Origin of the sequence: Pseudomonas sp. ADAK21, assembly GCF_012935735.1 — a bacterium.
Lineage (GTDB): Bacteria > Pseudomonadota > Gammaproteobacteria > Pseudomonadales > Pseudomonadaceae > Aquipseudomonas > Aquipseudomonas proteolytica.
Window position 1 is genome coordinate 2,565,210 of the sequence record NZ_CP052857.1, and the last position, 22,326, is coordinate 2,587,535.

Annotated in this window: 15 protein-coding genes; 10 read left to right on the forward strand and 5 right to left on the reverse strand. The window is 61.1% G+C overall.

Going from position 1 to position 22,326, the window contains the following annotated elements; all coding sequences use genetic code 11:
• Nucleotides 1-61: 61 nt before the first annotated feature.
• The 4 genes from msrA to aceE all read right to left on the reverse strand — a co-directional run bounded on the left by msrA (nucleotide 62) and on the right by aceE (nucleotide 8,183).
• Complete coding sequence (msrA, locus tag HKK57_RS11595; RefSeq protein ID WP_029299207.1) at nucleotides 62-709, reverse strand: peptide-methionine (S)-S-oxide reductase MsrA; 648 nt, start codon at nucleotides 707-709, stop codon at nucleotides 62-64.
• Between the two features lie 67 nt (nucleotides 710-776).
• A complete protein-coding gene (locus HKK57_RS11600; RefSeq protein ID WP_029299205.1) occupies nucleotides 777-3,467 on the reverse strand; it encodes a putative bifunctional diguanylate cyclase/phosphodiesterase in 2,691 nt (896 codons plus the stop codon).
• Between the two features lie 412 nt (nucleotides 3,468-3,879).
• Nucleotides 3,880-5,526, reverse strand: a complete 1,647-nt coding sequence (aceF, locus tag HKK57_RS11605) for a dihydrolipoyllysine-residue acetyltransferase (protein WP_169390195.1) — start codon at nucleotides 5,524-5,526, stop codon at nucleotides 3,880-3,882.
• An 11-nt stretch (nucleotides 5,527-5,537) separates the two neighbouring features.
• Complete coding sequence (gene aceE, locus HKK57_RS11610; protein WP_029299202.1) at nucleotides 5,538-8,183, reverse strand: pyruvate dehydrogenase (acetyl-transferring), homodimeric type; 2,646 nt, start codon at nucleotides 8,181-8,183, stop codon at nucleotides 5,538-5,540.
• Nucleotides 8,184-8,566: 383 nt separating this feature from the next.
• Here aceE and glnE point away from each other — a divergent pair, with 383 nt between their 5' ends.
• From glnE to HKK57_RS11655, 9 genes are all read left to right on the forward strand, one after another.
• Entirely contained in the window at nucleotides 8,567-11,506 is a 2,940-nt protein-coding gene (glnE, locus tag HKK57_RS11615; RefSeq protein ID WP_070996455.1) for a bifunctional [glutamate--ammonia ligase]-adenylyl-L-tyrosine phosphorylase/[glutamate--ammonia-ligase] adenylyltransferase, read from the forward strand.
• A 198-nt stretch (nucleotides 11,507-11,704) separates the two neighbouring features.
• Nucleotides 11,705-12,739, forward strand: a complete 1,035-nt coding sequence (gene waaF, locus HKK57_RS11620) for a lipopolysaccharide heptosyltransferase II (protein WP_029299199.1) — start codon at nucleotides 11,705-11,707, stop codon at nucleotides 12,737-12,739.
• A gap of 1 nt (nucleotide 12,740) precedes the next feature.
• Entirely contained in the window at nucleotides 12,741-13,802 is a 1,062-nt protein-coding gene (gene waaC, locus HKK57_RS11625; RefSeq protein ID WP_169390196.1) for a lipopolysaccharide heptosyltransferase I, read from the forward strand.
• A complete protein-coding gene (locus tag HKK57_RS11630; protein ID WP_159906261.1) occupies nucleotides 13,802-14,923 on the forward strand; it encodes a glycosyltransferase family 4 protein in 1,122 nt (373 codons plus the stop codon). Before waaC ends, HKK57_RS11630 begins: the two co-directional genes overlap by 1 nt.
• Nucleotides 14,923-15,729 carry a lipopolysaccharide core heptose(I) kinase RfaP gene (gene rfaP, locus HKK57_RS11635; RefSeq protein WP_029299193.1) on the forward strand — a complete coding sequence of 269 codons (807 nt, stop codon included), beginning with the start codon at nucleotides 14,923-14,925 and terminating at the stop codon, nucleotides 15,727-15,729. Before HKK57_RS11630 ends, rfaP begins: the two co-directional genes overlap by 1 nt.
• A complete protein-coding gene (locus tag HKK57_RS11640) occupies nucleotides 15,729-16,463 on the forward strand; it encodes a lipopolysaccharide kinase InaA family protein (protein ID WP_029299192.1) in 735 nt (244 codons plus the stop codon). Before rfaP ends, HKK57_RS11640 begins: the two co-directional genes overlap by 1 nt.
• The gene (locus HKK57_RS11645; protein ID WP_092232987.1) at nucleotides 16,460-17,212 is read left to right on the forward strand and encodes a lipopolysaccharide kinase InaA family protein; all 753 of its coding nucleotides are present in this window, start codon (nucleotides 16,460-16,462) and stop codon (nucleotides 17,210-17,212) included. Before HKK57_RS11640 ends, HKK57_RS11645 begins: the two co-directional genes overlap by 4 nt.
• Nucleotides 17,212-18,663, forward strand: coding sequence for a lipopolysaccharide kinase InaA family protein (locus HKK57_RS11650; protein ID WP_169390197.1), 1,452 nt, complete (start codon nucleotides 17,212-17,214; stop codon nucleotides 18,661-18,663). Before HKK57_RS11645 ends, HKK57_RS11650 begins: the two co-directional genes overlap by 1 nt.
• Before the next feature lie 343 nt (nucleotides 18,664-19,006).
• A complete protein-coding gene (locus HKK57_RS11655; RefSeq protein WP_169390198.1) occupies nucleotides 19,007-19,411 on the forward strand; it encodes a hypothetical protein in 405 nt (134 codons plus the stop codon).
• A 180-nt stretch (nucleotides 19,412-19,591) separates the two neighbouring features.
• Here the strand turns inward: HKK57_RS11655 and HKK57_RS11660 are convergent, their stop codons facing one another.
• The gene (locus tag HKK57_RS11660; protein ID WP_178121978.1) at nucleotides 19,592-21,703 is read right to left on the reverse strand and encodes a TonB-dependent receptor family protein; all 2,112 of its coding nucleotides are present in this window, start codon (nucleotides 21,701-21,703) and stop codon (nucleotides 19,592-19,594) included.
• 162 nt (nucleotides 21,704-21,865) lie between these two features.
• Here HKK57_RS11660 and HKK57_RS11665 point away from each other — a divergent pair, with 162 nt between their 5' ends.
• Nucleotides 21,866-22,207: a YceK/YidQ family lipoprotein gene (locus HKK57_RS11665; RefSeq protein ID WP_032867448.1), complete on the forward strand. Its 342-nt coding sequence runs from the start codon at nucleotides 21,866-21,868 to the stop codon at nucleotides 22,205-22,207.
• The last annotated feature ends 119 nt before the right edge of the window (nucleotides 22,208-22,326 follow it).

Below are 22,326 nucleotides of genomic sequence, written 5' to 3' on the forward strand. Positions count from 1 at the left end.
ATCAGTCGCCATATTCTCTGACTGACACACCGCATTCGCGAGCAAGCCCGCTCCCACATTTTTAGATCGGGCAGGTCACGCCAGTCCCGCCGATCCCGCAGTAACCCTGCGGATTCTTCGCCAGGTACTGCTGGTGATAGGCCTCGGCGAAGTACACCGTCGGCGCCTGGTCGATTTCAGTGGTGATTTCCCCCAGGCCGGCCTTGGTCAGTTCTTCCTGATAAGCCTGTGCACTGGCCTTGGCCGCGTCCAGTTGCTCAGGGGTGGTGGCGTAGATCACCGAGCGATACTGGCTGCCAATATCATTGCCCTGGCGCATGCCCTGGGTCGGGTTGTGCAGCTCCCAGAACATCTTCAACAGGTCTTCGTACTTGAGTTTGGCCTGGTCATACACCACCAGCACCACTTCGCTATGGCCGGTCAGGCCCGAGCAGACTTCTTCATAGGTCGGGTTGGGCGTGAAGCCGCCGGCGTAGCCGACCACCGTGCTGACCACACCATCGCGTTGCCAGAACTTGCGTTCGGCACCCCAGAAACACCCCAGGCCAAAGATCGCAAAGCCCACATCATCCATGAACGGGCCCAGCAACGGGTTGCCGTTGACGAAGTGTGTCTCCGGCAGGTTCATCGGGGTTTCACGACCAGGCAGGGCTTGTTCGGCAGTCGGCAGCACGTTTTTATTCACCAGGATTTCCGAGCGCAAGACCATGATCAGTCCTCTCGTCAGGTTGAGTTAACAGTTCAGACCACCAGTGTGCCCGAGTGTTACAGCGCTGTCAGGCGATTGGCCCACGTGGATAGCGTTTGAGCTTGTCCAGCAACTCGGAGCCGGGGATTGGCCGGTCGAACAGGTAGCCCTGGCCGACGTCGCATCGATGGCGGCGCAGGAACGCCAGCTGCTCGGCGGTCTCGATGCCTTCGGCGACCACCTTGAGCTTGAGGTTGTGCGCCATGGCGATCACCGCCGAGGTGATTTCCATGTCGTCCTGGTTGTCCGGGATTTCATGGATAAAGCTGCGGTCGATCTTGATGATGTCGATGGGAAATTTCTTCAGGTAACTCAGGGATGAGTAACCGGTGCCGAAATCATCCATGGCCAGGGTCAGGCCGAAGCTCTTCAACTGGTCCAGTTGCAGGCGCGTATCTTCGGTGGCCTCCAGCAGCAGGCCTTCGGTCAGCTCCAGCTCCAGCAGATTGGCCGGCAGTTGTTCTTCCTTGAGGATGCTGGCGATGGAGGCCACCAGGTCCGGGTCGGAAAACTGCTTGGGCGACAGGTTGATCGCCACCTGCAGGTTGCCCATGCCGGCGGCGCTCAACTGCTTGCTCATGCGGCAGGCCTGGCGCGCGATCCATTTGCCGATGGGGATGATCAGCCCCGTCTCTTCCGCGACGCTGATGAACTGGTCCGGACGGATCATGCCCTTTTCCGGGTGGTTCCAGCGCAGCAGCGCTTCCATGCCCAGCAAGCGGCCGCTGCGCAGGCACAGCTTGGGCTGGTAGAACACGTCCAGCTCGTTCTGGGTCAGGGCGCGGCGCAGGTTGTTTTCGACGAACAGTTTGTAGCTGGCCTCGGCATTCAGCGCCTCGGTAAACACCTGTACCTGGTGCTTGCCGTTGGCCTTGGCCTTGTGCAGCGCCAGGCCGGCGTTGCGCATCAAGGTCTGCGGGTCGCGGCCATGCAGCGGCGCGCAGGCCAGGCCCACGGAGCCGGTGACACTGATCAACTGGTTGTCGACGAACATCGGTTTGTCGAGGGTCATCAACAGCTGGGAGGCCATTTGCTGGCCGACCTCAAGGTCGGCGTTATCCAGCAGCACTGCAAATTCGTTACTGGCAAAGCGCGCCAGGCTGCCGCCGGCATTGAGGCTGTTGCGCAGGCGCCGGGCCAGGCTGATCAGCAGCTTGTCGCCGGTCTGGTGGCCGAGGCTGTCATTGATCCGCTTGAAGTTGTCGATGTCCACCAGCAGCAGGCTGATGGGCGCGTCGCTATCACGGGCAAAGCGCTCATCGAGGTTGCGGATAAACGCCGGACGGTTGCCCAGGTTGGTCAGGTTGTCGGTGTAGGCCAGGCGCTCGATACGCTGCTGGGCGAGCTTGGTCTGGGTGATGTCTTCGTAGATGCCGATGTAGTGGGTCAGTTCGCGGTTGTCGCCATAGACCTTGGAAATCGACAGCTGGCCCCAGTACGGCTCGAGGTTTTTGCGCCGGCTCTTGAATTCGCCCTGCCAACTGTTGCTCTTGGCCAGGCTGGAAGGGGCGTCGAACAACAGTTCGCTGAGGTTTTCCAGGGCCGGCAACTGGGCCAGGCGATGGCCGTGGACTTCCTCGGTGCTGTACTGGGTGATCGCGGTGAAGCTGGGGTTGACGTATTCCACCACGCCGTCGCAATTGACCAGCAGGAAGGCATTGGCACTTTGCTCCACCGCGCGCTGGAACAGGTGCAGGGCACTGGTGGCGGTGCGACGATTGTGGTTGTTGATGACCTGGGCGAACTGGTCGGCCAACTCGCCGGCAAAGGCGATCTCATCGGACAGCCAATCCCGGGTGCCAGTGCTTTGCTCCAGGCAGAGCACGCCCACGACCTGACCGTCGACACGGATACTGGCGTCGAGCATCGCATGGATGTCCATGGGCCGCAGGCTTTCGACCATTTCCCGGGTGCGCGGGTCGCGCATTGCATTGCTGGCGTCGATGGCGCGGCTGCTGTGCAGGGCTTCGAGGTAGTCCGGGAAGCCACTGGCATCGATCGGTGCCGGCATATGGTGCTGTTGGTCGGCGCGATGAAACGCAGAGATCGGCACCAGTTGCTGGCCTTCGAGGTTCCAGATGCTGGCGCAGTCGATCTGGTAGATATCACAGGCGCTGCGGGTGATCAGTTCGGCGGCTTCTTGCAGGGAGTTGGTGGTGCTGTAGCGCTGGCGGGCCAGCAGCAGGATCAGTTCCTGCTGGGCGCGCACCCGCTCCAGGTGTTGCAACTGCTCCTGTTGCGCGCGCTGGTTGAGCTCCAGGGCGATCTGCAGGCGGCTGTTCTGGTCTTCCAGGTCGGCGGCGGGCATCGGTGCCAGGTTGCTGAACAAGCCGTCTACCACCATCAGGTAGCCGCGCAGCAAGTGACGATTGTGTTGCTTGTAGGCCTCGCCCACCTCCAGCAGGCTCAGCGGGCCGTCGTTGGTGTGCAGGGTGTAGCGCACCAGGTAATGGGGGCTGGCGGTCAGTTGCTGCTGGATCGCATCATGCAACTGGTAGCGTGCCTGGGGTTCCATCAGGCTGGCGTAGGGGGCGCCGAGCAGCGAGCACAGCTCTACTGCGGGCAAGCCGAATTGGCGTTCACAATTGGGATCGAGGTACAGCAGCGCCCAGCTAGCCTCATTAAGCCGTTCGAAACGCAGCATACCGAGGCGCGAAGGCACCGGTAATTGCGTCACGACCTCGGCCGCCGTTCGGGCGACATCGGGTTGGCTTTTCATGGGGGAACTCGCTTGGAAAAATGCGCATCGCGCCGGGCTATCGCCCTCTTTACTGCTGTCTGCGGCAAGGTTGCATCATGCAGCGCGGACTGACAAGAGAGGATGAAGGCTAAGTGCTATAAGTGGGTTATCGGCCGCGCAGCTGTTTTCTACAGTCGCAATGATGGACGGTTATCCTGCATGCCCTTTGTAGGAGCTAGCTTGCTCGCGAAAATCGTTAACGATAACGCGCCTGACCTGAATGAGTGTGGCGTCCTTGAGTTCTTCGCGAGCAAGCTCGCTCCTACACAAGGGCATGGGCAATTTGGGTGGGCAAAAAAAGCCCCGCCAAATTGGCGGGGTTGAGGTACGAGCGTGGCGCTCGGAAATCGTGCAGCCAGCCTCCCCCGATGAAGGGGGAGGCTGCTGCGGGTTACAGCAGGATGGTGCGGATATCGTTCAGCAACTGGCTCAGGCGCTGGGTGAAGCGTGCAGCGGCCGCGCCATTGATCACACGGTGATCGTAGGACAGCGACAGTGGCAGCATCAGCTTCGGCTGGAAGGCCTTGCCGTCCCACACAGGCTGGATAGTGGCCTTGGAAACACCGAGGATCGCCACTTCCGGCGCGTTGACGATTGGCGTGAAGCCAGTGCCGCCAATGTGCCCGAGGCTGGAGATGGTGAAGCAGGCGCCTTGCATGTCGTCCGGAGTCAGCTTCTTGTCGCGGGCCTTAGCAGCCAGTGCCGCGGCTTCGCCAGCAAGTTGCAGCAGGCTCTTCTGGTCGACGTTCTTGATGACCGGTACCAGCAGGCCATCCGGGGTGTCGACCGCAAAGCCGATGTGCACGTACTTCTTGCGAATGATCGCTTTGCCGCTTGGTGCCAGCGAACTGTTGAAGTCCGGCAGTTCCTTGAGCAGGTGCGCACAGGCCTTGAGCAGCAGTGGCAGTACGGTCAGTTTCACGCCGGCCTTCTCGGCCACGGCTTTCTGCGCAACGCGGAAAGCTTCCAGGTCGGTGATGTCGGCCTGGTCGAACTGAGTCACGTGCGGAATGTTCAGCCAGCTGGCGTGCAGACCGGCCGCGCCGATTTGCATCAGGCGGGTCATCGGCACTTCTTCGATTTCACCGAAGCGGCTGAAGTCCACGGTGCGGATCGGCGGAATGCCCGAGCCACCGGTGGCAGCGCCGGCAGCCGGAGCTTCCTTGGCTTTTTGCATCATGGATTTGACGTAGACCTGCACGTCTTCCTTGAGCACGCGACCGTGTGGGCCGGTAGGGCTGACAGCGCTCAACTCGACACCGAATTCACGGGCCAGTTGGCGTACGGCAGGGCCGGCGTGGGCCTTGGCACCACTTGGCGCAGGGGCAGCAGCCGGGGCCGGAGCGGCCTCGGCTTTTGCCGCAGGAGCCGGGGCGGCGGCAGGTGCAGCTTCAGCCTTGGCGGCCGGAGCAGCAGCGGCTGGTGCAGGGGCTGCAGCAGGAGCTGCGCCGCCCGCGACTTTCAGCTTGAGGATGAAGTCGCCAGTGCCGACTTCGTCTTCCAGCTTGACCGCGATGCTTTCCACCACGCCGGCAGCCGGCGAAGGGATTTCCATGGAGGCCTTGTCGGACTCCAGGGTGATCAGCGACTGGTCGGCTTCGACGGTGTCGCCGACCTTGACCAGCAGCTCGATGATCTTGGCCTTGCCCGACGAACCGATGTCCGGGACGTGAATGTCCTGAACGGTGGCCGCTGGCGGTGCAGCAGCCGGGGCCGCTGGGGCCTCGGCAGCAGCAGCGGGCTTTTCAGCCGGCGCAGGGTCAGCAGCTGCAGCAGGTGCCGCCGCCGGGGCCGCGTCAGCGGCTCCTTCGATTTCCAGCTCCAGCAGTTCGTCGCCTTCTTTCAGGCGGTCGCCCAGCTTCACTTTCAGGCTCTTGACCACGCCGGCCTTGGGAGCAGGGATTTCCATGCTCGCCTTGTCCGATTCCAGGGTCAGGATGCTCTGGTCGGCTTCGACTTTGTCGCCGACCTTCACAAACAGTTCAATTACTTCACCTTCACCGCTGCCGATGTCAGGTACGCGAATGAGCTCGCTCACAGATAGTTTCCTCAGCAGTCCAGTGGGTTGCGTTTTTCCGGGTTGATCCCGAACTTGACGATGGCGTCAGCCACCACCTTGGGTTCGATCTCTCCACGGTCAGCCAAGGCTTCCAGGGCTGCCAACACCACGAAGTGACGATCGACTTCGAAGAAGTGACGCAGCTTCTTGCGGCTGTCACTGCGGCCGAAACCGTCGGTGCCCAGCACTTTGAATTCCTTGGACGGGACCCACTGGCGAATTTGTTCAGCAAACAGCTTCATGTAGTCGGTAGAGGCGATAACCGGACCTTTACGGCCAGCCAGGCACTCTTCGACGTAGCTCAGCGCAGGCTTCTGGCCTGGGTGCAGGCGGTTGCTGCGTTCCACGGCCAGGCCGTCGCGACGCAGTTCGTTGAAGCTGGTAACGCTCCACACGTCAGCGCCGACGTTGAACTCTTCACGCAGGATCTTCGCCGCTTCACGCACTTCGCGCAGGATGGTGCCGGAGCCCATCAGCTGTACGTGGTGTGCCGCTTCCTTGGTGTCTTCTTCGAGCAGGTACATGCCCTTGATGATGCCTTCTTCAACACCGGCCGGCATGGCAGGTTGCTGGTAGGACTCGTTCATCACGGTGATGTAGTAGAAAACGTCCTGCTGCTCTTCGGTCATCTTCTTCATGCCGTCCTGGATGATCACCGCCAGCTCGTAGCCGTAGGTTGGATCAAAGGTGCGGCAGTTCGGGATGGTGGCAGCCAGGATGTGGCTGTGACCGTCTTCGTGTTGCAGGCCTTCGCCGTTGAGCGTGGTACGGCCGGCGGTGCCGCCGATCAGGAAGCCACGGGTACGGCTGTCGCCTGCTGCCCAAGCCAGGTCGCCAATACGCTGGAAGCCGAACATCGAGTAGAAGATGTAGAACGGCAGCATTGGCTGGTTGTGGCTGGAGTACGAAGTACCGGCAGCGATGAAGGAGCTCATGGCGCCCGCTTCGTTGATGCCTTCTTCGAGGATCTGGCCCTTCTTGTCTTCCTTGTAGAACATCACCTGGTCTTTATCGACTGGCTCGTAGAGCTGGCCGACGGAGGAGTAGATGCCCAACTGACGGAACATGCCTTCCATACCGAAGGTACGGGCTTCGTCCGGGATGATCGGGACGATGCGCGGGCCGATTTCCTTGTCCTTGACCAGCTGCGCGAGGATCCGCACGAAGGCCATGGTGGTGGAGATTTCACGGTCGCCCGAACCATCAAGGATTGCCTTGAGGGTGCTGAGGTCCGGTGTCGGTACGCTGAAGCTCTGGGCGCGGCGCTGTGGCACGAAACCACCCAGGGCAGTGCGACGCTCGCTGAGGTAGCGGGCTTCGGCGCTGTTCGGCTCTGGCTTGAAGAACGGCAGGTTCTCCAGCTCTTCATCCTTGACCGGGATGTCGAAGCGGTCACGGAACAACTTCAGGCTGTCGACGTCGACTTTCTTGGTGTTGTGCGCAGTGTTCTTCGCTTCGCCGGCACCGGTGCCATAACCCTTGATGGTCTTGGCCAGGATGACGGTAGGTTGTTCTTTGTGGTTGACCGCTTCGTGGTACGCCGCGTAGACCTTGTACGGGTCGTGGCCGCCACGGTTGAGTTTCCAGATCTCGTCGTCGGAGAGGTCAGCAACCATCGCCTTGAGTTCAGGCGTGTTGAAGAAGTGTTCACGTACGAACGCGCCGTCTTTGGCCTTGTAGTTCTGGTACTCGCCGTCGATGACTTCGTCCATGCGACGTTGCAGGATGCCGTCGACGTCCTTGGCCAGCAGTGGGTCCCAGAAACGACCCCAGATGACTTTGGTCACGTTCCATTGGGCACCGCGGAACACGCCTTCGAGTTCCTGGATGATCTTGCCGTTGCCGCGAACCGGGCCGTCGAGGCGCTGCAGGTTGCAGTTGATGACGAAGATCAGGTTGTCCAGCTTCTCGCGGCCGGCCAGGGAGATGGCGCCCAGGGATTCCGGCTCGTCACACTCGCCGTCGCCCAGGAAGCACCAGACTTTCTGCTTGCCTTCGGGGATGAAGCCACGGGCTTCCAGGTACTTCATGAAACGTGCCTGGTAAATCGCCTGGATCGGGCCCAGACCCATGGAAACGGTCGGGAACTGCCAGAAGTCAGGCATCAGCCAAGGGTGCGGGTACGACGACAGGCCGCCACCGTCGACTTCCTGGCGGAAGTTGTTCATCTGGTCTTCGGTGATGCGACCTTCCATGAACGCACGGGCGTAGACGCCTGGCGAGGTGTGGCCCTGGAAGTAGATCAGGTCGCCGCCGTGTTCGTCGGTCGGGGCCTGGAAGAAGTAGTTGAAGCCGATGTCATACAGGGTTGCGCTGGAAGCGAAGCTGGAGATGTGACCGCCCAGGTCAGAATCTTTCAAGTTCGTGCGCATAACCATCGCCATCGCGTTCCAGCGTACCAGCGAGCGAATGCGGCGTTCCATGAACAGGTCGCCAGGCATGCGTGCTTCGTGGGTAACGGGGATGGTGTTGCGGTATGGCGTGGTGATGGCGTAAGGCAGTTGCGAGCCGCTGCGGGTCGCGAGTTCGCCCATACGGGTCATCAGGTAATGCGCACGGTCTTCGCCTTCTTTGTCGAGAACCGATTCCAGGGCGTCCAGCCATTCCTGGGTTTCGACGGGATCGAGGTCTTGCATGGCTTGCTCCAGGGCGGAAAGGCTACCAGAATCGGTTGCCTGAAGTTTGCGACTGGCCTTGTGGGCAGACGACATAAATTCTTGGATGGCCGAAGGTTGCTTCGGCGTCCTGTAGTTTTACTACAAATCGTCGGCCATTTCAGCCTTTCGAATGTATATACGAGTAGTAAAACTACACAAGACTGAGTGTATGACTCGGTCTGGCTGGTGAGCATAATCGTTATTGTTGATCTTTTGCGAACAAGAAAAGGTAGAAGTTTAATGTTGCCTGCCAAAATTAATGAATTTTCAGCTATTTCTAACTTTTGTTCGACAGTCCTTCGCCAAGCGTGGTTCTTGCGTTCACAGCCACAAGCCATTTACACGCCGATCAAGGATAGACCATGAGCCTTCCAATGCTGGTTGAACTCCCTGCCGTTCTGTTGCCGTTTGCCAGCCGGGCCGAGCAGTCATTTCGTGACGCAGCGGCCATGCTGGATGCCGATCATGGCCTGTCCGCGTGGACGCCGCAACGTTGGGCCGACTTCGCCCGTGTCTGCGCCGCCAGTGATTTTGTGATTGAACAGAGTGTTCGTGACCCTTTGATGTTGCTGGAACTGGTGGCCTGGGGCGAATTGGATCGCGGCTTTGCACCCGATGAGCTGTGTGGGCAGATTGCCGCAGCGGTGCAACAGGCTGAAACAGAAGACGAGCTGGGCCGCGTCCTGCGTCGCCAGCGGACCCGCCAGCAGGTGCGGATTATCTGGCGCGACCTGACCCGACAGGCGGACCTGGTGCAGACCTGCCGCGACCTGTCTGACATGGCCGACGCCAGCATCGACCAGGCTTACCAGTGGCTGTACCAGCGCCATTGTGCGCAATTTGGCACCCCCACCGGCGGGCGCAGCGGCGAACCGCAGCAGATGGTCATCCTCGGCATGGGCAAGCTGGGGGCGGTGGAGTTGAACCTGTCGTCGGACATCGACCTGATCTTCGCCTACCCCGAGGGCGGCGAGACCGTGGGCGCCAAGCGTGCCCTGGACAATCAGGAGTTCTTTATCCGCCTGGGCCAGAAGCTGATCAAGGCCCTGGACCCGATGACCGTCGACGGTTTTGTGTTCCGTGTCGACATGCGTTTGCGGCCGTATGGTTCAGCCGGGGCGCTGGTGCTCAGTTTCAATGCCTTGGAGCAGTACTACCAGGACCAGGGGCGCGACTGGGAACGCTACGCGATGATCAAGGCGCGGGTGGTAGCCGGCGACCAGGTGGCGGGTGCGCAATTGCTCGACCTGCTGCGCCCGTTCGTCTACCGGCGCTACCTGGACTTTTCTGCGATCGAAGCGCTGCGCACCATGAAGCAGTTGATCCAGCAGGAAGTGCGGCGCAAGGGCATGGCCGACAATATCAAGCTGGGCGCGGGCGGCATCCGCGAGGTGGAGTTTATCGCCCAGGCGTTCCAGCTGATTCATGGCGGGCGCGACCTCAGCCTGCAACAACGGCCATTGTTGAAGGTGCTGGGCACTCTGGAAGGCCAGGGCTACCTGCCGCCGGCGGTGATTGCCGAGCTGCGCAGCGGCTATGAATTCCTGCGTTACACCGAACATGCGATCCAGGCCATCGCTGATCGCCAGACACAGATGCTGCCCAACACTGACGAAGACCAGGCGCGGATCGCGTTCATGATGGGCTTTGCCGATTGGACCGCGTTCCATGAGCAATTGATGTACTGGCGTGGCCGGGTGGACTGGCATTTTCGCCAGGTGATTGCCGATCCGGACGAAGAGGAGGGTGTAGAAAGCGAATTGGTGGTGGGCGGCGAGTGGTTGCCGCTGTGGGAAGAATCCCAAAATGAAGAGGCGGCCTGTCGCCAATTGGCCGAAGGTGGCTTTGCCGACGCACCCAAGGCCCTCAAGGCCCTGGCCAGCCTGCGCGGCAGCCCGCAGTTGCGGGCGATGCAGCGCCTGGGGCGTGAGCGTTTGGACGCGTTTATCCCGCGCCTGCTGGCCCAGGCGGTCGAGCACGCTAATCCCGACTTGGTGCTGGAGCGCGTATTGCCGCTGGTGGAAGCGGTGGCGCGGCGGTCCGCTTATCTGGTGCTGTTGACCGAAAACCCTGACGCCCTGCGTCGGCTGTTGACCCTGTGCGCCGCCAGCCCGTGGATTGCCGAGCAGATCACCCGCTTCCCGCTGCTGCTGGACGAATTGCTCAACGAAGGCCGGTTGTTCAAACCGCCCTTGGCGCCGGAGTTGGCCGCCGAATTGCGCGAGCGCCTCACGCGCATCCCCGAGGATGACCTTGAGCAGCAGATGGAAGCCCTGCGCCACTTCAAGCTGGCCCACCGCCTGCGCGTAGCGGCGTCGGAAATCGCCGGCAGCCTGCCGCTGATGAAGGTCAGCGACTACCTGACCTGGCTTGCCGAGGCCATTCTCGAGCAAGTGCTGGCCCTGGCCTGGCGCCAGACCGTGGCCCGCCACGGTACGCCGCAGCGCCTGGACGGCACCTTGTGCGATCCCGGATTTATCATCGTCGGCTATGGCAAGGTCGGCGGCATCGAGCTGGGACATGGCTCGGACCTGGACCTGGTGTTTATCCATGACGGTGACCCGCAGGCCGAAACCGATGGCGCCAAGCCGATCGATGGTGCGCAGTTCTTTACGCGCCTGGGCCAGCGGATCATTCACCTGTTGACCACCCAGACCAACTCCGGGCAATTGTACGAAGTGGATATGCGCCTGCGACCTTCTGGCGCATCCGGGCTGCTGGTCAGCTCCCTGGGGGCCTTTGCCCGCTATCAGGAAAACGAGGCCTGGACCTGGGAGCATCAGGCCCTGGTGCGGGCGCGGGTATTGGTCGGCAGCCAGGACGTGGGCCGCGCGTTTGAAGGCGTGCGGGCGCAGGTGTTGGGGCGCACGCAGGACCTGGCGAAGCTGCGCCAGGAGGTCAGCGAGATGCGCGCCAAGATGCGCGACAACCTGGGCACCAAGTCGACCGGGGCCGGCACGGCGGCGAATGCCTTCGAGCCCACGGCGGTGTTCGATCTCAAGCAGGACGCCGGAGGTATCGTCGATATTGAATTTATGGTGCAATACGCCGCTTTGGCGTGGTCTGCGCAACATCCGTCGTTGCTACGCTATACCGACAATATCCGCATCCTGGAAGGCCTGGAGCAGGTCGGGCTGATGCCCGCCGCCGATGCCCACCTGTTGCGCGAGGTGTATAAGGCCTACCGCTCGGCGGCCCATCGCCAGGCCCTGCAGAACGAGGCTGGGGTGGTTGCCGGGGATCAGTTTGCTGACGAACGGCGCCAGGTGAAACGGATCTGGCAAGAACTGGGGTTAAGCTAAAACACTACAGCGACCCCAATTGAATGTGGAGACCGGCTTTATGTGGGAGCGGGCTTGCCCGCGATGCAGGCGCTGCGGTCTGGCTGGCAGCACGCGGTGATGCTATCGCGGGCAAGCCCGCTCCCACACAAACCGTGACCTACAGTAATTATCGAGGCGGGGAGGCATGAGCCTCCCCGAATCGTTTGTGGAAACTACATGAATATTCTGATCGTTGGGCCCAGCTGGGTCGGTGACATGGTGATGGCACAGACACTGTTCCAGTGCCTGAAACAGCGTCATCCCGACTGCCAAATCGACGTGCTCGCCCCCGAGTGGAGCCGGCCGATCCTGGAGCGCATGCCTGAAGTCCGGCAGGCCTTGAGCTTCCCGCTCGGCCATGGCGCGCTGGAACTGGCGACCCGACGGCGCATCGGCAAGTCCCTGGCCGGCCAGTATGACCAGGCGATCCTGCTGCCCAACTCGATGAAGTCGGCGCTGGTGCCGTTCTTTGCCGGCATCCCCAAGCGCACCGGCTGGCGCGGCGAGTTCCGCTATGGCCTGCTCAATGATGTGCGCAAGCTCGACAAGGCCCGCTACCCGCTGATGATCGAGCGCTTCATGGCCCTGGCCTACGCGCCTGATGCCGAGTTGCCGACGCCGTATCCGCGGCCGAGCCTGCAAATCGACCCGGTTACTCGCGATGCGGCCCTGGCCAAGTTCGGCCTGACCCTGGATCGGCCGGTGCTGGCGCTGTGTCCGGGCGCCGAGTTTGGCGAGTCCAAGCGCTGGCCGTCGGAGCACTACGCCAGGGTCGCCGAGCTGAAAATCCGCGAAGGCTGGCAAGTCTGGCTGTTTGGCTCGAAAAACGATCACTCGGTGGGTGAAGACATCCGCCAACGCCTGATCCCCGGCCTGCGCGAAGAAGCGGTCAACCTCAGTGGCGATACCTCGCTGGCCGAGGCGATTGACCTGCTGTCCTGCGCCGATTCGGTGGTGTCCAACGACTCCGGCCTGATGCATGTGGCCGCTGCGCTGAACCGCCCGCTGGTGGCGGTGTATGGCTCCACGTCCCCAGGCTTCACCCCGCCATTGGCCGACAAGGTTGAAGTGGTGCGCCTGGGCCTGGATTGCAGCCCGTGTTTTGAACGCACCTGCCGTTTCGGCCACTACAATTGCCTGCGTCAGTTGCTGCCCGATTCGGTAGCCGAGGCCTTGCAGCGGTTGCAGGGCAACGTGGTCGAGGTTCATTGAGTTGCGGGTACTGGTAATCAAGACCTCATCCCTGGGCGATGTGATCCACGCATTGCCGGCATTGACCGACGCGGCCCGGGCGATTTCGGGGATTCGCTTCGACTGGGTGGTGGAGGAAGGCTTCGCCGAAATCCCCACCTGGCACCCGGCGGTGGACAAGGTGATCCCGGTGGCGATTCGCCGCTGGCGCAAGAACCTCTGGCAGACCTTCAAGAGCGGCGAATGGCGGCGCTTCAAGAAGCAGATCCAGTCCACCAAATATGACCTGGTGATCGACGCCCAGGGCCTGCTGAAAAGCGCCTGGCTGACCCGCTATGTGCGGGCGCCGGTGGCCGGCTTCGACAAGCAGTCGGCCCGCGAGCCCATTGCCGCACGTTTCTACTCCCGGCGCCTGGCGGTTGCCCGTGGCCAGCATGCAGTTGAGCGCTTGCGCCAGTTGTTCGCCGTGGCCCTGGGCTATGACCTGCCCAAGGGCCTGGGGGATTACGGCCTGAGCACCGAAAAACTGCTGGGCTTGCCGCCAAAGAAACCGTTCGTGCTGCTGCTGCACGGCACCACCTGGGACACCAAGCATTGGCCCGAAGCCTACTGGCGCGACCTGGCCGAACGCATGGGCAGCCTGGGGGTGGATGTGAAGTTGCCGTGGGGCAATGCCGCCGAAAAGGCTCGGGCCGAGCGCCTGGCCCAAGGCCTGGCCAACGCCGAAGTGTTGCCTAAATTGAATCTGGCCGGTGTGGCGCGCGTCATGGCTGGTGCCCGGGCCTGTGTCGCCGTGGATACCGGCCTGGGGCATCTGGCGGCTGCGCTGGATGTGCCGACGATCTCTCTGTTCGGCCCGACCAACCCGGGCCTGACCGGTGCGTATGGCAAGGCGCAGATCCATTTGGGCAGCGATTTCCCCTGCGCGCCGTGCCTGCAAAAGAAATGCACCTACCAACCGACCGCTGAAGACCAGCGCCGGTTTGATCTCAAGCGCGAGTGGCCGCTGTGCTTTACTCGCCTGAACCCTGAGCGTGTGGCCAGCCGACTGAGCACGTTGTTATTGGCTGAGGAGCTGCACTGATGCAACTGGCATTTGTTCTGTACAAATATTTCCCCTTTGGTGGCTTGCAGCGCGACTTTATGCGCATCGCCCTGGAGTGCCAGCAGCGCGGCCACCAGATCCGTGTCTACACCCTGATCTGGGAAGGCGACATCCCGCCGGGTTTTGAAGTGCTGGTGGCGCCGGTCAAGGCGTTCTTCAATCATCGGCGCAACGAAAAATTGACCGCCTGGATGCAGGCCGACCTGGCCAAGCGCCCGGTGGACCGCTTGATCGGCTTCAACAAAATGCCGGGCCTGGATGTGTACTACGCCGCAGACGGCTGTTTTGAAGACAAGGCGCAGAACCTGCGCCACTCGCTGTACCGCAGTTTTGGCCGCTATCGGCATTTTTCCGAGTACGAGCGCGCGGTGTTTGCCAAGGACGCCAAGACTGAAGTCCTGATGATCTCCGAGGTCCAGCAGCCGCTGTTTATCAAGCATTACGACACGCCGCTGGAGCGCTTCCACCTGTTGCCGCCGGGCATCGCCCAGGATCGTCGGGCGCCGCCGGATGCGGCCCAGATCCGGGCCGGGTTCCGGGCCGAATTCAACCTCGCGGACGATGATTTGCTGCTGGTGCAGATCGGTTCGGGCTTCAAGACCAAGGGCGTGGACCGCAGCCTCAAGGCGCTGGCCGCACTGCCTGCGGATCTGAAAAAGCGCACCCGCCTGTTTGTAATTGGCCAGGACGACCCCAAAGTATTCCAACTGCAGAGTGCTACCCTTGGGCTGGGCGACAACGTGCAGTTCCTCAAGGGGCGCAGTGATATCCCGCGTTTCCTGCTGGGCGCCGACCTGTTGATTCACCCGGCGTACAACGAAAATACCGGGACTGTGCTGCTCGAAGCAGTGGTGGCCGGGTTGCCGGTGTTGGTCACGGCGGTGTGTGGGTATGCCCATTACATCCGCGAGGCCGATTGCGGGCGTGTGCTGGACGAGCCGTTCGAGCAGGCCCAGCTCAACCAGTACCTGGCCGGGATGCTCAGCGATCAGCAGCAACGTGCGGCCTGGAGCCGCAATGGTCTGGCCTTCGCCGAGACGGCCGACCTCTATAGCATGCCGCAGCACGCTGCGGATGTAATTCTGGCGGAGCAACACTGATGAAGTTGATTCTTGCCGAACCGTTCAAGAGCCTTTGGGCCGGGCGCGATGCGTTCGCCGAAGTCGAGCTGTTGGACGGTGAGGTTTACCGTGAACTGGAAGCCCGTCGTACCTTGCGTACCGAGGTGGATGGGCGCGGCTACTTTGTGAAAATCCACCGTGGCATCGGCTGGGGTGAAATCTTCAAGAACCTGTTCACCGCCAAGTTGCCGGTGCTGGGCGCCGGGCAGGAGTGGCAGGCAATCCAGCGCCTGCACGAAGTTGGCGTACCGACCATGACCGCCGTGGCCTATGGCGAACGCGGCGCCAACCCGGCCGACCAGCATTCCTTTATTGTCACCGAAGAGCTGGCGCCGACCATCAGCCTGGAAGACTTGAGCATGGATTGGCTCAAGCAGCCGCCCGAGCCGCGTCTCAAGCGCGCGCTGATTGCCGAAGTGGCGCGCATGACCGGGATGATGCATCGCGCTGGCGTCAACCATCGTGACTGCTACATCTGTCACTTCCTGCTGCACACCGACAAGCCGGTGACCGCCGATGACTTCAAACTCTCGGTGATCGACCTGCACCGCGCCCAGGTGCGGCCGCGCATCAGCCAGCGCTGGCGCAACAAGGATTTGGCGGCCCTGTATTTCTCGATCCTGGATATTGGCCTGACCCGCCGCGACAAGTTGCGCTTCCTCAAAGGCTACTTCCAGCAGCCCCTGCGCCAGATCCTGGCCGAGGAAGGCGCGTTGCTGCAGTGGCTGGAGCGTAAGGCCAGCAAGCTCTATGACCGCAAAGTCCGGTACGGAGGTGCACTCTGATGGCGGGTTGGAACCTGGAACCTGCTTACTCGGAGCTTGTGGACGATTTTGGTAGCCTCGACGCAGTGTTCGCCCTGCAGGGCGAGCGGCTGACCCGTGATCCGCTGTCCGAAGTCATTCGCGTGGAGCGCGGTGGGATCAACTATTACGTCAAGCGCTACACCGGCGCCGGCAAAGGCCTGCGCCGTTACCTGGGCAAGCCCCGGGTCAAGTCCGAGTGGCAGAACCTCAAGCGCTTCGCCAAGTGGGGCATCCCAACGGCCGAAGTCGTGGCCTGGGGCCTGGAGCGCAAGGGCCTGGCCTATGATCGTGGGGCGATGATCACCCGCGAGTTGCCGCGCACCGAAGACCTGGCGGCCCTGGCTGAACGCAAGGACCCGCAATTGTCCGACCCGGTGTGGGTCGACAAGGTCAGCCGCCAGCTCGCTGAATACACCCGGACCATGCACGACCACCGCTTTACCCACAACGATTTGAAGTGGCGCAACCTGCTGATCGACGACCAGCAGACCCTGTACCTGATCGACTGCCCCAACGGTGACTTCTGGCGCGGGTTCTGGCTCAAGTATCGGATCACCAAGGACTTGGCGTGCCTGGACAAGGTTGCCAAATACCACTTGTCTGCCACCCAGCGCCTACGCTTCTACATGCAATATCGTCGGCGCAAGCACCTGGGCGTATCGGATAAACAGCGGATCCGCCATGTACTGAAGTTTTTCGAGGGACGCGAATGAATGACTTCCTGGCAACTGAAGACCGGGCCTTGCTGGAGCGCAATGGCCTGGCTGACTTTGATGCCCTGTGGGCCAGGCAACTGGACGCAGTGGACGAGCCCAACACCAGTCGTGGCGGTTGGAGCAGCGTGTTTCGCCTGGAGCTGGAGGGGCGCGGTTTTTACCTCAAGCGCCAGAGCAACTACCTGACGCGCACCCTGCATCGGCCGTTTGGCGAGCCGACCTTTGCCCGCGAGTTTCGCAATATCAGCCGCTATCGGCAGAAGGCGATCCCGGCTTTGCAGGCCGCCTTTTATGGTGAGCGCAAAGTTGCGGGCGAATACCGCGCCTTGCTGCTGACCCGCGCGCTGGATGGCTGGAATGACCTGGATTCGCTGCTGGAGCAGTGGCCAGCCCTGAGCGACGCCCAGCACCATGCGATCCTCGTGGCCTGCGGCCAGTTGGCGCGCAAGCTCCATGGCGTCGGCCAGGTGCATGGCTGTTTTTACCCCAAGCATATCTTCCTGCAGGCCACCGGCGACGGTTACGCAGCGCAGTTGATCGACCTGGAAAAAACCCGGCCGCTGTTGCTCGGCCGGCGTGACCGGGTCAAGGACCTGGAGCCGTTGCTGCGGCGTGCCGGGGCCTGGACAGCAGAGCAGGTGCGGCAGTTTCTGGCGGCCTACCTCGACCAGCCGGTGGACAGCTCCCTGGTGGATACCTGGGCACGTTACCTGGCAGGGCGGCGCAGTCACAAGGAGGCCCGCTGATGCGCTTGTCTGAACTCAAAAATGCCGGGCGCACGCCTGCGCTGCCCTTGAGTATCGAGTTGGCGGATGCGGCCGGCCCAGGGCAATTGCAGTTGCTGAGCCTGCTGCGGGTGTTGCCGGGCCAGCGTTATGTGGGCGCGGCTATCTGGCGCGGCCGGCCGGTGCTGGCCAAGTTGCTGGTGGGTGGCAGCGCCGCCCGGCATTTCCAGCGTGAACTCCAGGGTGTGCGCCTGCTGGCCGAGCAAGGCCTGACCACGCCGCTGTTGCTGGCTGACGGTCTGCAAGACGGTGAGGGCGGCTGGCTGTTGTTCGAGTTTCTCGACGGCGCACACAGCCTGGCCGAGGCCTGGGCAGCGGTTGAAAGCATGCCGCCTCTGGCGGATGAACAGCAGGCTGTGTTGGCCGAAGCGCTGGGCGCGATTGCACAGATGCACGCCAAGGGCCTGTGGCAGGAAGACCTGCACCTGGACAACCTGATGCGCCAGGGCGACAAGCTATATTTGATCGATGGTGGCGGGATCTGCGTCGAACAGGCGGGCAAGCCCCTGTCACGCAACCGGGTACTGGAAAACCTCGGGGTGTTTTTTGCCCAGTTGCCGAGCGACCTCGAGCCGTTTACCGAAGAATTGTTGGTGTACTACCTGTTAAGCAATGGCGAACACGCCTTGCCCCTGGAAGCCCTGCAAAAGCAGGTGCGCAAAGTGCGGGCCTGGCGCTTGAAAGACTTCCTGGGCAAGGTCGGCCGCGAGTGCACCTTGTTCAGCGTGGTGCGCGGGGCCTTTGGGCTGCGGGCGATCCGCCGGGAAGAGGAGGCGGCCCTGCTACCGGTACTGGCAAACGTCGATGGGCTCATCGGCCAAGGCCAGATGTACAAGGCCGGTGCCTCGGCCACGGTGGCCCGAGTGGATGTGGCCGGGCGACCACTGGTGATCAAGCGCTACAACATCAAGGGGTTTGTGCACTGGCTCAAGCGCTTCTGGCGGCCAAGCCGCGCCTGGCACGCCTGGTACGAAGGCAATCGCCTGACGTTCCTGGGGATCGCCACGCCCAAGCCCCTGGCACTCCTGGAACGGCGTTTTTTCTGGCTGCGCAGCCGGGCGTATCTGGTCACCGAGCATTTGGCCGGGCCAGACCTGATTGAGCATCTGGCCCCTTATGTCGAAAGCGGCGAGGTACCCGAGCCCGAACTGTTGGCCCTGGAGCGCCTGTTTGGCGAACTGATACGCGAGCGGATCAGTCATGGCGACTTCAAGGGGCGCAACCTGTTCTGGCAGGGGGGGCGCTGGGTGCTGATAGATCTGGACTCGATGTGCCAGCACGGCTCACTGAGTAGTTTTGCGCCGGCGTTTGCCAAGGATCGTGCGCGGTTCATGCGCAACTGGCCGGTCGATAGCGCGTTGTATCGAGTAATCGATCTGCGCTTGCCCAGCAGGATCGACGGCGTCCTGTAGCTGCACGCTTGCCCGCTCCTGACAGGGCGGGCTCAGCTCATGCGTAGTGTTTCATCTTGTATATTGATTAATGATTGTTGAGTCGTTGTGCGCTCGAATTGTTTGAGAGCGCAAAATCATGTCATGAAAAACTGATCTGAAGTGTATGTGGGGAGTTCTGTCTCGGATTAGTCCGATACTTCTCTTTGGGTGTGTATGTGTTCGGTTATGTGGTTTTACATCTCGTGATGTTTGATCTTTATTTGAGTTTTTTGTGGTGTTGAAAGTTGTGGGTTGGGGATGTAGCTTTTACGTTAACAGGTTGCGTGGCCTGTTAATGTCTTTAAGTTTGGAGAGTTTTATCATGTCTAATATTGGTAGTGTTTCGGGTTATAACTTTCAACCTTATGAGGGAGTTGGCTATAAGGAAAAAGATATAGCTCGGCCCAATAAACTGGATCTTACCGCTGGAGAGGATGCGCAAGTGCTTGATCCCCGCACCGGCACCTGGGGGCCAGCGGTCGCTGCCGACGAGGGGCAGCAAAGGGATCCTGGGGAGCCGATCGATGTAGAGTTTGTCTATGATTCTAAGACCGGCGAGTATGTACTGGCCAAACCTGTTGATCCACTGATTGATCTGAAGCATGGTCAATTGATTGATGTGGAAATTCCTCATGATCCTACCGGGCTCTATGGTAGTACTCCGGACAAGAACGAAACCGATAAACCCGCTAGCACTCATCGTACTCACTTGAGTTCTATTCGGTAAGTTGGGTGGTTTCTTAAGTAAATAGTTTGGCCGACGTTTGTTTGGTTGCAATTGAGGAGTGGCGTCTAGTGCAGTTAAGGCATGTGGCGTCACTTTTTCCGGTTGTGCCTTTGTTTAACGATATGTCGTGGTTTTACAGCGACCGAGTAAGCGCCGGCAAGCCGGCGCCTTCTGGTGGGGTCAGAACTGATACTGGGCGCCGGCTCCGGCATACCAGGATCGCCCTGGCGCCGCTTCGTAATAGCGCCCGTTACTGTCGCCAACAATCACAGAGCCGACATATTGGCGGTCCAGCAGGTTATCCAGGCGCAAGGTCTGGTGAAAGGTCCAGTGTTCGACCTTCTGCTCAAACCGCGCGCGCCAGTTGAAGACGCTGTAGCCCGGCGCAGCGCGCTCCTGGTTGGTGTCCTCGACATAGATCTTGCTGCGGTACATGCCTTCGACAGCAGTGCTTAGCCAATCCCTTGGTTTCCAGTTCAGCTCGGCAAACAGCAGGGTCTGCGGGACGCCGGGCAGGTAGTTGCCTTTGTCGATGGTTTTGCTGTTGTTGCTGAAGTCACTGTCGTAGGTAGCTTGCAGGCGGGTGTAGGCGAGGTTGGCACTCCACTGTTCGCTCAGTTGGCTTTCGATGCCCAGTTCAAAGCCGCGGCGCAGGGTGCGGCCGGCGTTTTGGTAAGTGCTGCGGCCGCCACTGGACTGCTGTACCACCAACTCGTCATCCGTAGTGATCTGGAACAGCGCAGCGTTGATTCGGGTGTCTTGACCAACCCGTGCTTTCAGGCCGACCTCATACTGCTTGCTGACTGAGGGTTTTAGCGCAAAGTTGAAGCCATTTACTGCGCTGGAGTAGGCCAGTTCTGCCTGTGTTGGTGTTTCGAAACCTTTCCCTGCGCTCACATAAGCGTGCAAGTCCGGAGTGAAGGCATACATGGCGCTGATCGATGGTGTGTTTTTTTGGTAGGTCTTGCTGCCGCTATCGTTGCCGTCATTGCCACTCACAAAGTGATCATCAACGTCCATTTTCATCGTGCTGTGGCGTAGTCCAGCTTGCAGGGTCCAATTGCCCAGTAGCCAGTTGGCCTGGATGAATGGATCGATACTGGTGGCAGTATCAATTTCGTCACGGCCCAAGGCGCCTTTTACGCCATGCTCACCATTGACGGTGTTGGAATACCCTTGACGATCATCCTCACTACGGTCGTAGTCGAGGCCAGTAATCAGGGTCAGTTCTCCTGGAGCGCTGATGATAGGTTGCAGCCAGTGGGCTGAGCCTCCATAGAATTTGCGGTCAAAGGCCACTACCCCTCCGCGCGCGTTGGCGGGGTTGGGATTGCCATTGGCGAACTTGTCTGGAATCGACAAATACTGAATCACACTCCGCCGCCCCGTATAGGCATTGACCTGCAACGTCGCATCGCCCATGTACCGCTCGTAATTCATCCCCAATTGCTGGTGATCGATGCTCTTGCGCGTGTTGTACGTCAAGGCGTTGCTGCTGACCGAACGTGGGTCGGCCTTGTAGCCCGCCCAGGTCTGCCCCAGCGGATCCTGGGTGCCGTTCTGCTCCAGGCTGCTGTAGATCAGGGCCAGCTTGCTGTCGTCATCGGGCTCGACGTTGAGCTTGGCGAAGGTCTGGTCGCGGCGAGCGCTGCTGTGGTCGCGGTAGCCGTCGGTGTCCATGCGCGAGGCGTCGAGGACAAACCCGGCGCCCTGTACCGCGCCTTCGGCGCTGAGGTGGTTCTTGTTCAGGCCGTCGCTGCCGAACAGGGTTTCGGCGCCGATACGTGGTGCGCCCTCGCCATTGCGCGAGAACATCTGGATCACCCCGCCGGCGTTGCTGCCATACAGGGTGGCGGCTGGGCCGCGCAGTACTTCTATGCGCTCGGCGGTGTCGAGGTTGAACGTTGCCGCCTGGCCCTGGCCGTCCGGGGTGCTGGCGGGGATACCATCGGCAATCAGCTTGATCCCGCGTACGCCAAACGCCGAGCGCGCGCCAAAGCCACGGGACGAAATCTGCAAGTCCTGGGCGTAGTTCTGACGGTTCTGCACCACCAGCCCCGGCACGCGGGACAGGGCCTCCGAGGCGTTGATGCCCAACTGGCCATCGCTGATCTGCTCACGGCTGATGCTGTCCACCGAGTAGGGCAGGTCGAAGCTGCGACTGGCGCTGCGCGAGCCTGTCACCACACTGGGGTCGAGGATCAGTGGGGCATCTTCTGCCTGGGCGGCTTGCGGCAGGCCCAGCAGGCTAGGGAGCAGCATCGCAATACAGGTGGGAACAACAACTTTCATGAGCAAGCCAACTTCCATGACGCGCAGCGCAGGCGCGGAAAAAAGGGCGCGAGTTTAACGATTCTGCGAGGCTTTTCCGAAGAATATTCCCGCGCGTTACCGGCATATTCGTCTTACGCAGTCTTGGGTTAGGCTGCCCCCTCATGCCAAAGAGGGTTGCCCGTGAATCCTACAAACATTCTGCTGTTTGCCGCCATTGTCCTTTCGACCACGGCCTGCGGCACCCTCGATACGGTGTTTCGCGAAGATGCGGTGGCCAGCCAGCGCCTCAAGAGCCTGCGCAGCCATTGCGAGAGCGTGCCCCGTATCTACAGCGGCGTGGTGTACGACTTCTGCTCCCTCAATGGCGAACCCAACAGCAAAAAAAGCCTGGATGAGCAGCAGATCGGCCCGCTGCCCTGGATTGCCGTTGACTTGGTACTGTCAGGTGTTCTCGATACTTTGGTACTGCCCTACACCGTCTACCGACAGAACCGTGATGGCAGTATCGAGATCTTCCGCTGATACCGCTTGTTTCTCCGTGCCATTTGCCGCTAGAGGCGTTTTGCCGCTTTTAAGCTATAATCCCGCCCTTTAGCTTTTCTCGCCGAGGCGAGGAGCACACATTTTTCAGGCGCCAGCGC

What these genes read in the sequence shown, in the direction of transcription:
- msrA (WP_029299207.1), bottom strand. Translation starts at nt 709, where the DNA reads ATGGTCTTGCGCTCGGAAATCCTGGTGAATAAAAACGTGCTGCCGACT.
- HKK57_RS11600 (WP_029299205.1), bottom strand. Translation starts at nt 3,467, where the DNA reads ATGAAAAGCCAACCCGATGTCGCCCGAACGGCGGCCGAGGTCGTGACG.
- aceE (WP_029299202.1), bottom strand. Translation starts at nt 8,183, where the DNA reads ATGCAAGACCTCGATCCCGTCGAAACCCAGGAATGGCTGGACGCCCTG.
- glnE (WP_070996455.1), top strand. Translation starts at nt 8,567, where the DNA reads ATGAGCCTTCCAATGCTGGTTGAACTCCCTGCCGTTCTGTTGCCGTTT.
- waaF (WP_029299199.1), top strand. Translation starts at nt 11,705, where the DNA reads ATGAATATTCTGATCGTTGGGCCCAGCTGGGTCGGTGACATGGTGATG.
- HKK57_RS11630 (WP_159906261.1), top strand. Translation starts at nt 13,802, where the DNA reads ATGCAACTGGCATTTGTTCTGTACAAATATTTCCCCTTTGGTGGCTTG.
- rfaP (WP_029299193.1), top strand. Translation starts at nt 14,923, where the DNA reads ATGAAGTTGATTCTTGCCGAACCGTTCAAGAGCCTTTGGGCCGGGCGC.
- HKK57_RS11640 (WP_029299192.1), top strand. Translation starts at nt 15,729, where the DNA reads ATGGCGGGTTGGAACCTGGAACCTGCTTACTCGGAGCTTGTGGACGAT.
- HKK57_RS11645 (WP_092232987.1), top strand. Translation starts at nt 16,460, where the DNA reads ATGAATGACTTCCTGGCAACTGAAGACCGGGCCTTGCTGGAGCGCAAT.
- HKK57_RS11650 (WP_169390197.1), top strand. Translation starts at nt 17,212, where the DNA reads ATGCGCTTGTCTGAACTCAAAAATGCCGGGCGCACGCCTGCGCTGCCC.
- HKK57_RS11655 (WP_169390198.1), top strand. Translation starts at nt 19,007, where the DNA reads ATGTCTAATATTGGTAGTGTTTCGGGTTATAACTTTCAACCTTATGAG.
- HKK57_RS11660 (WP_178121978.1), bottom strand. Translation starts at nt 21,703, where the DNA reads ATGAAAGTTGTTGTTCCCACCTGTATTGCGATGCTGCTCCCTAGCCTG.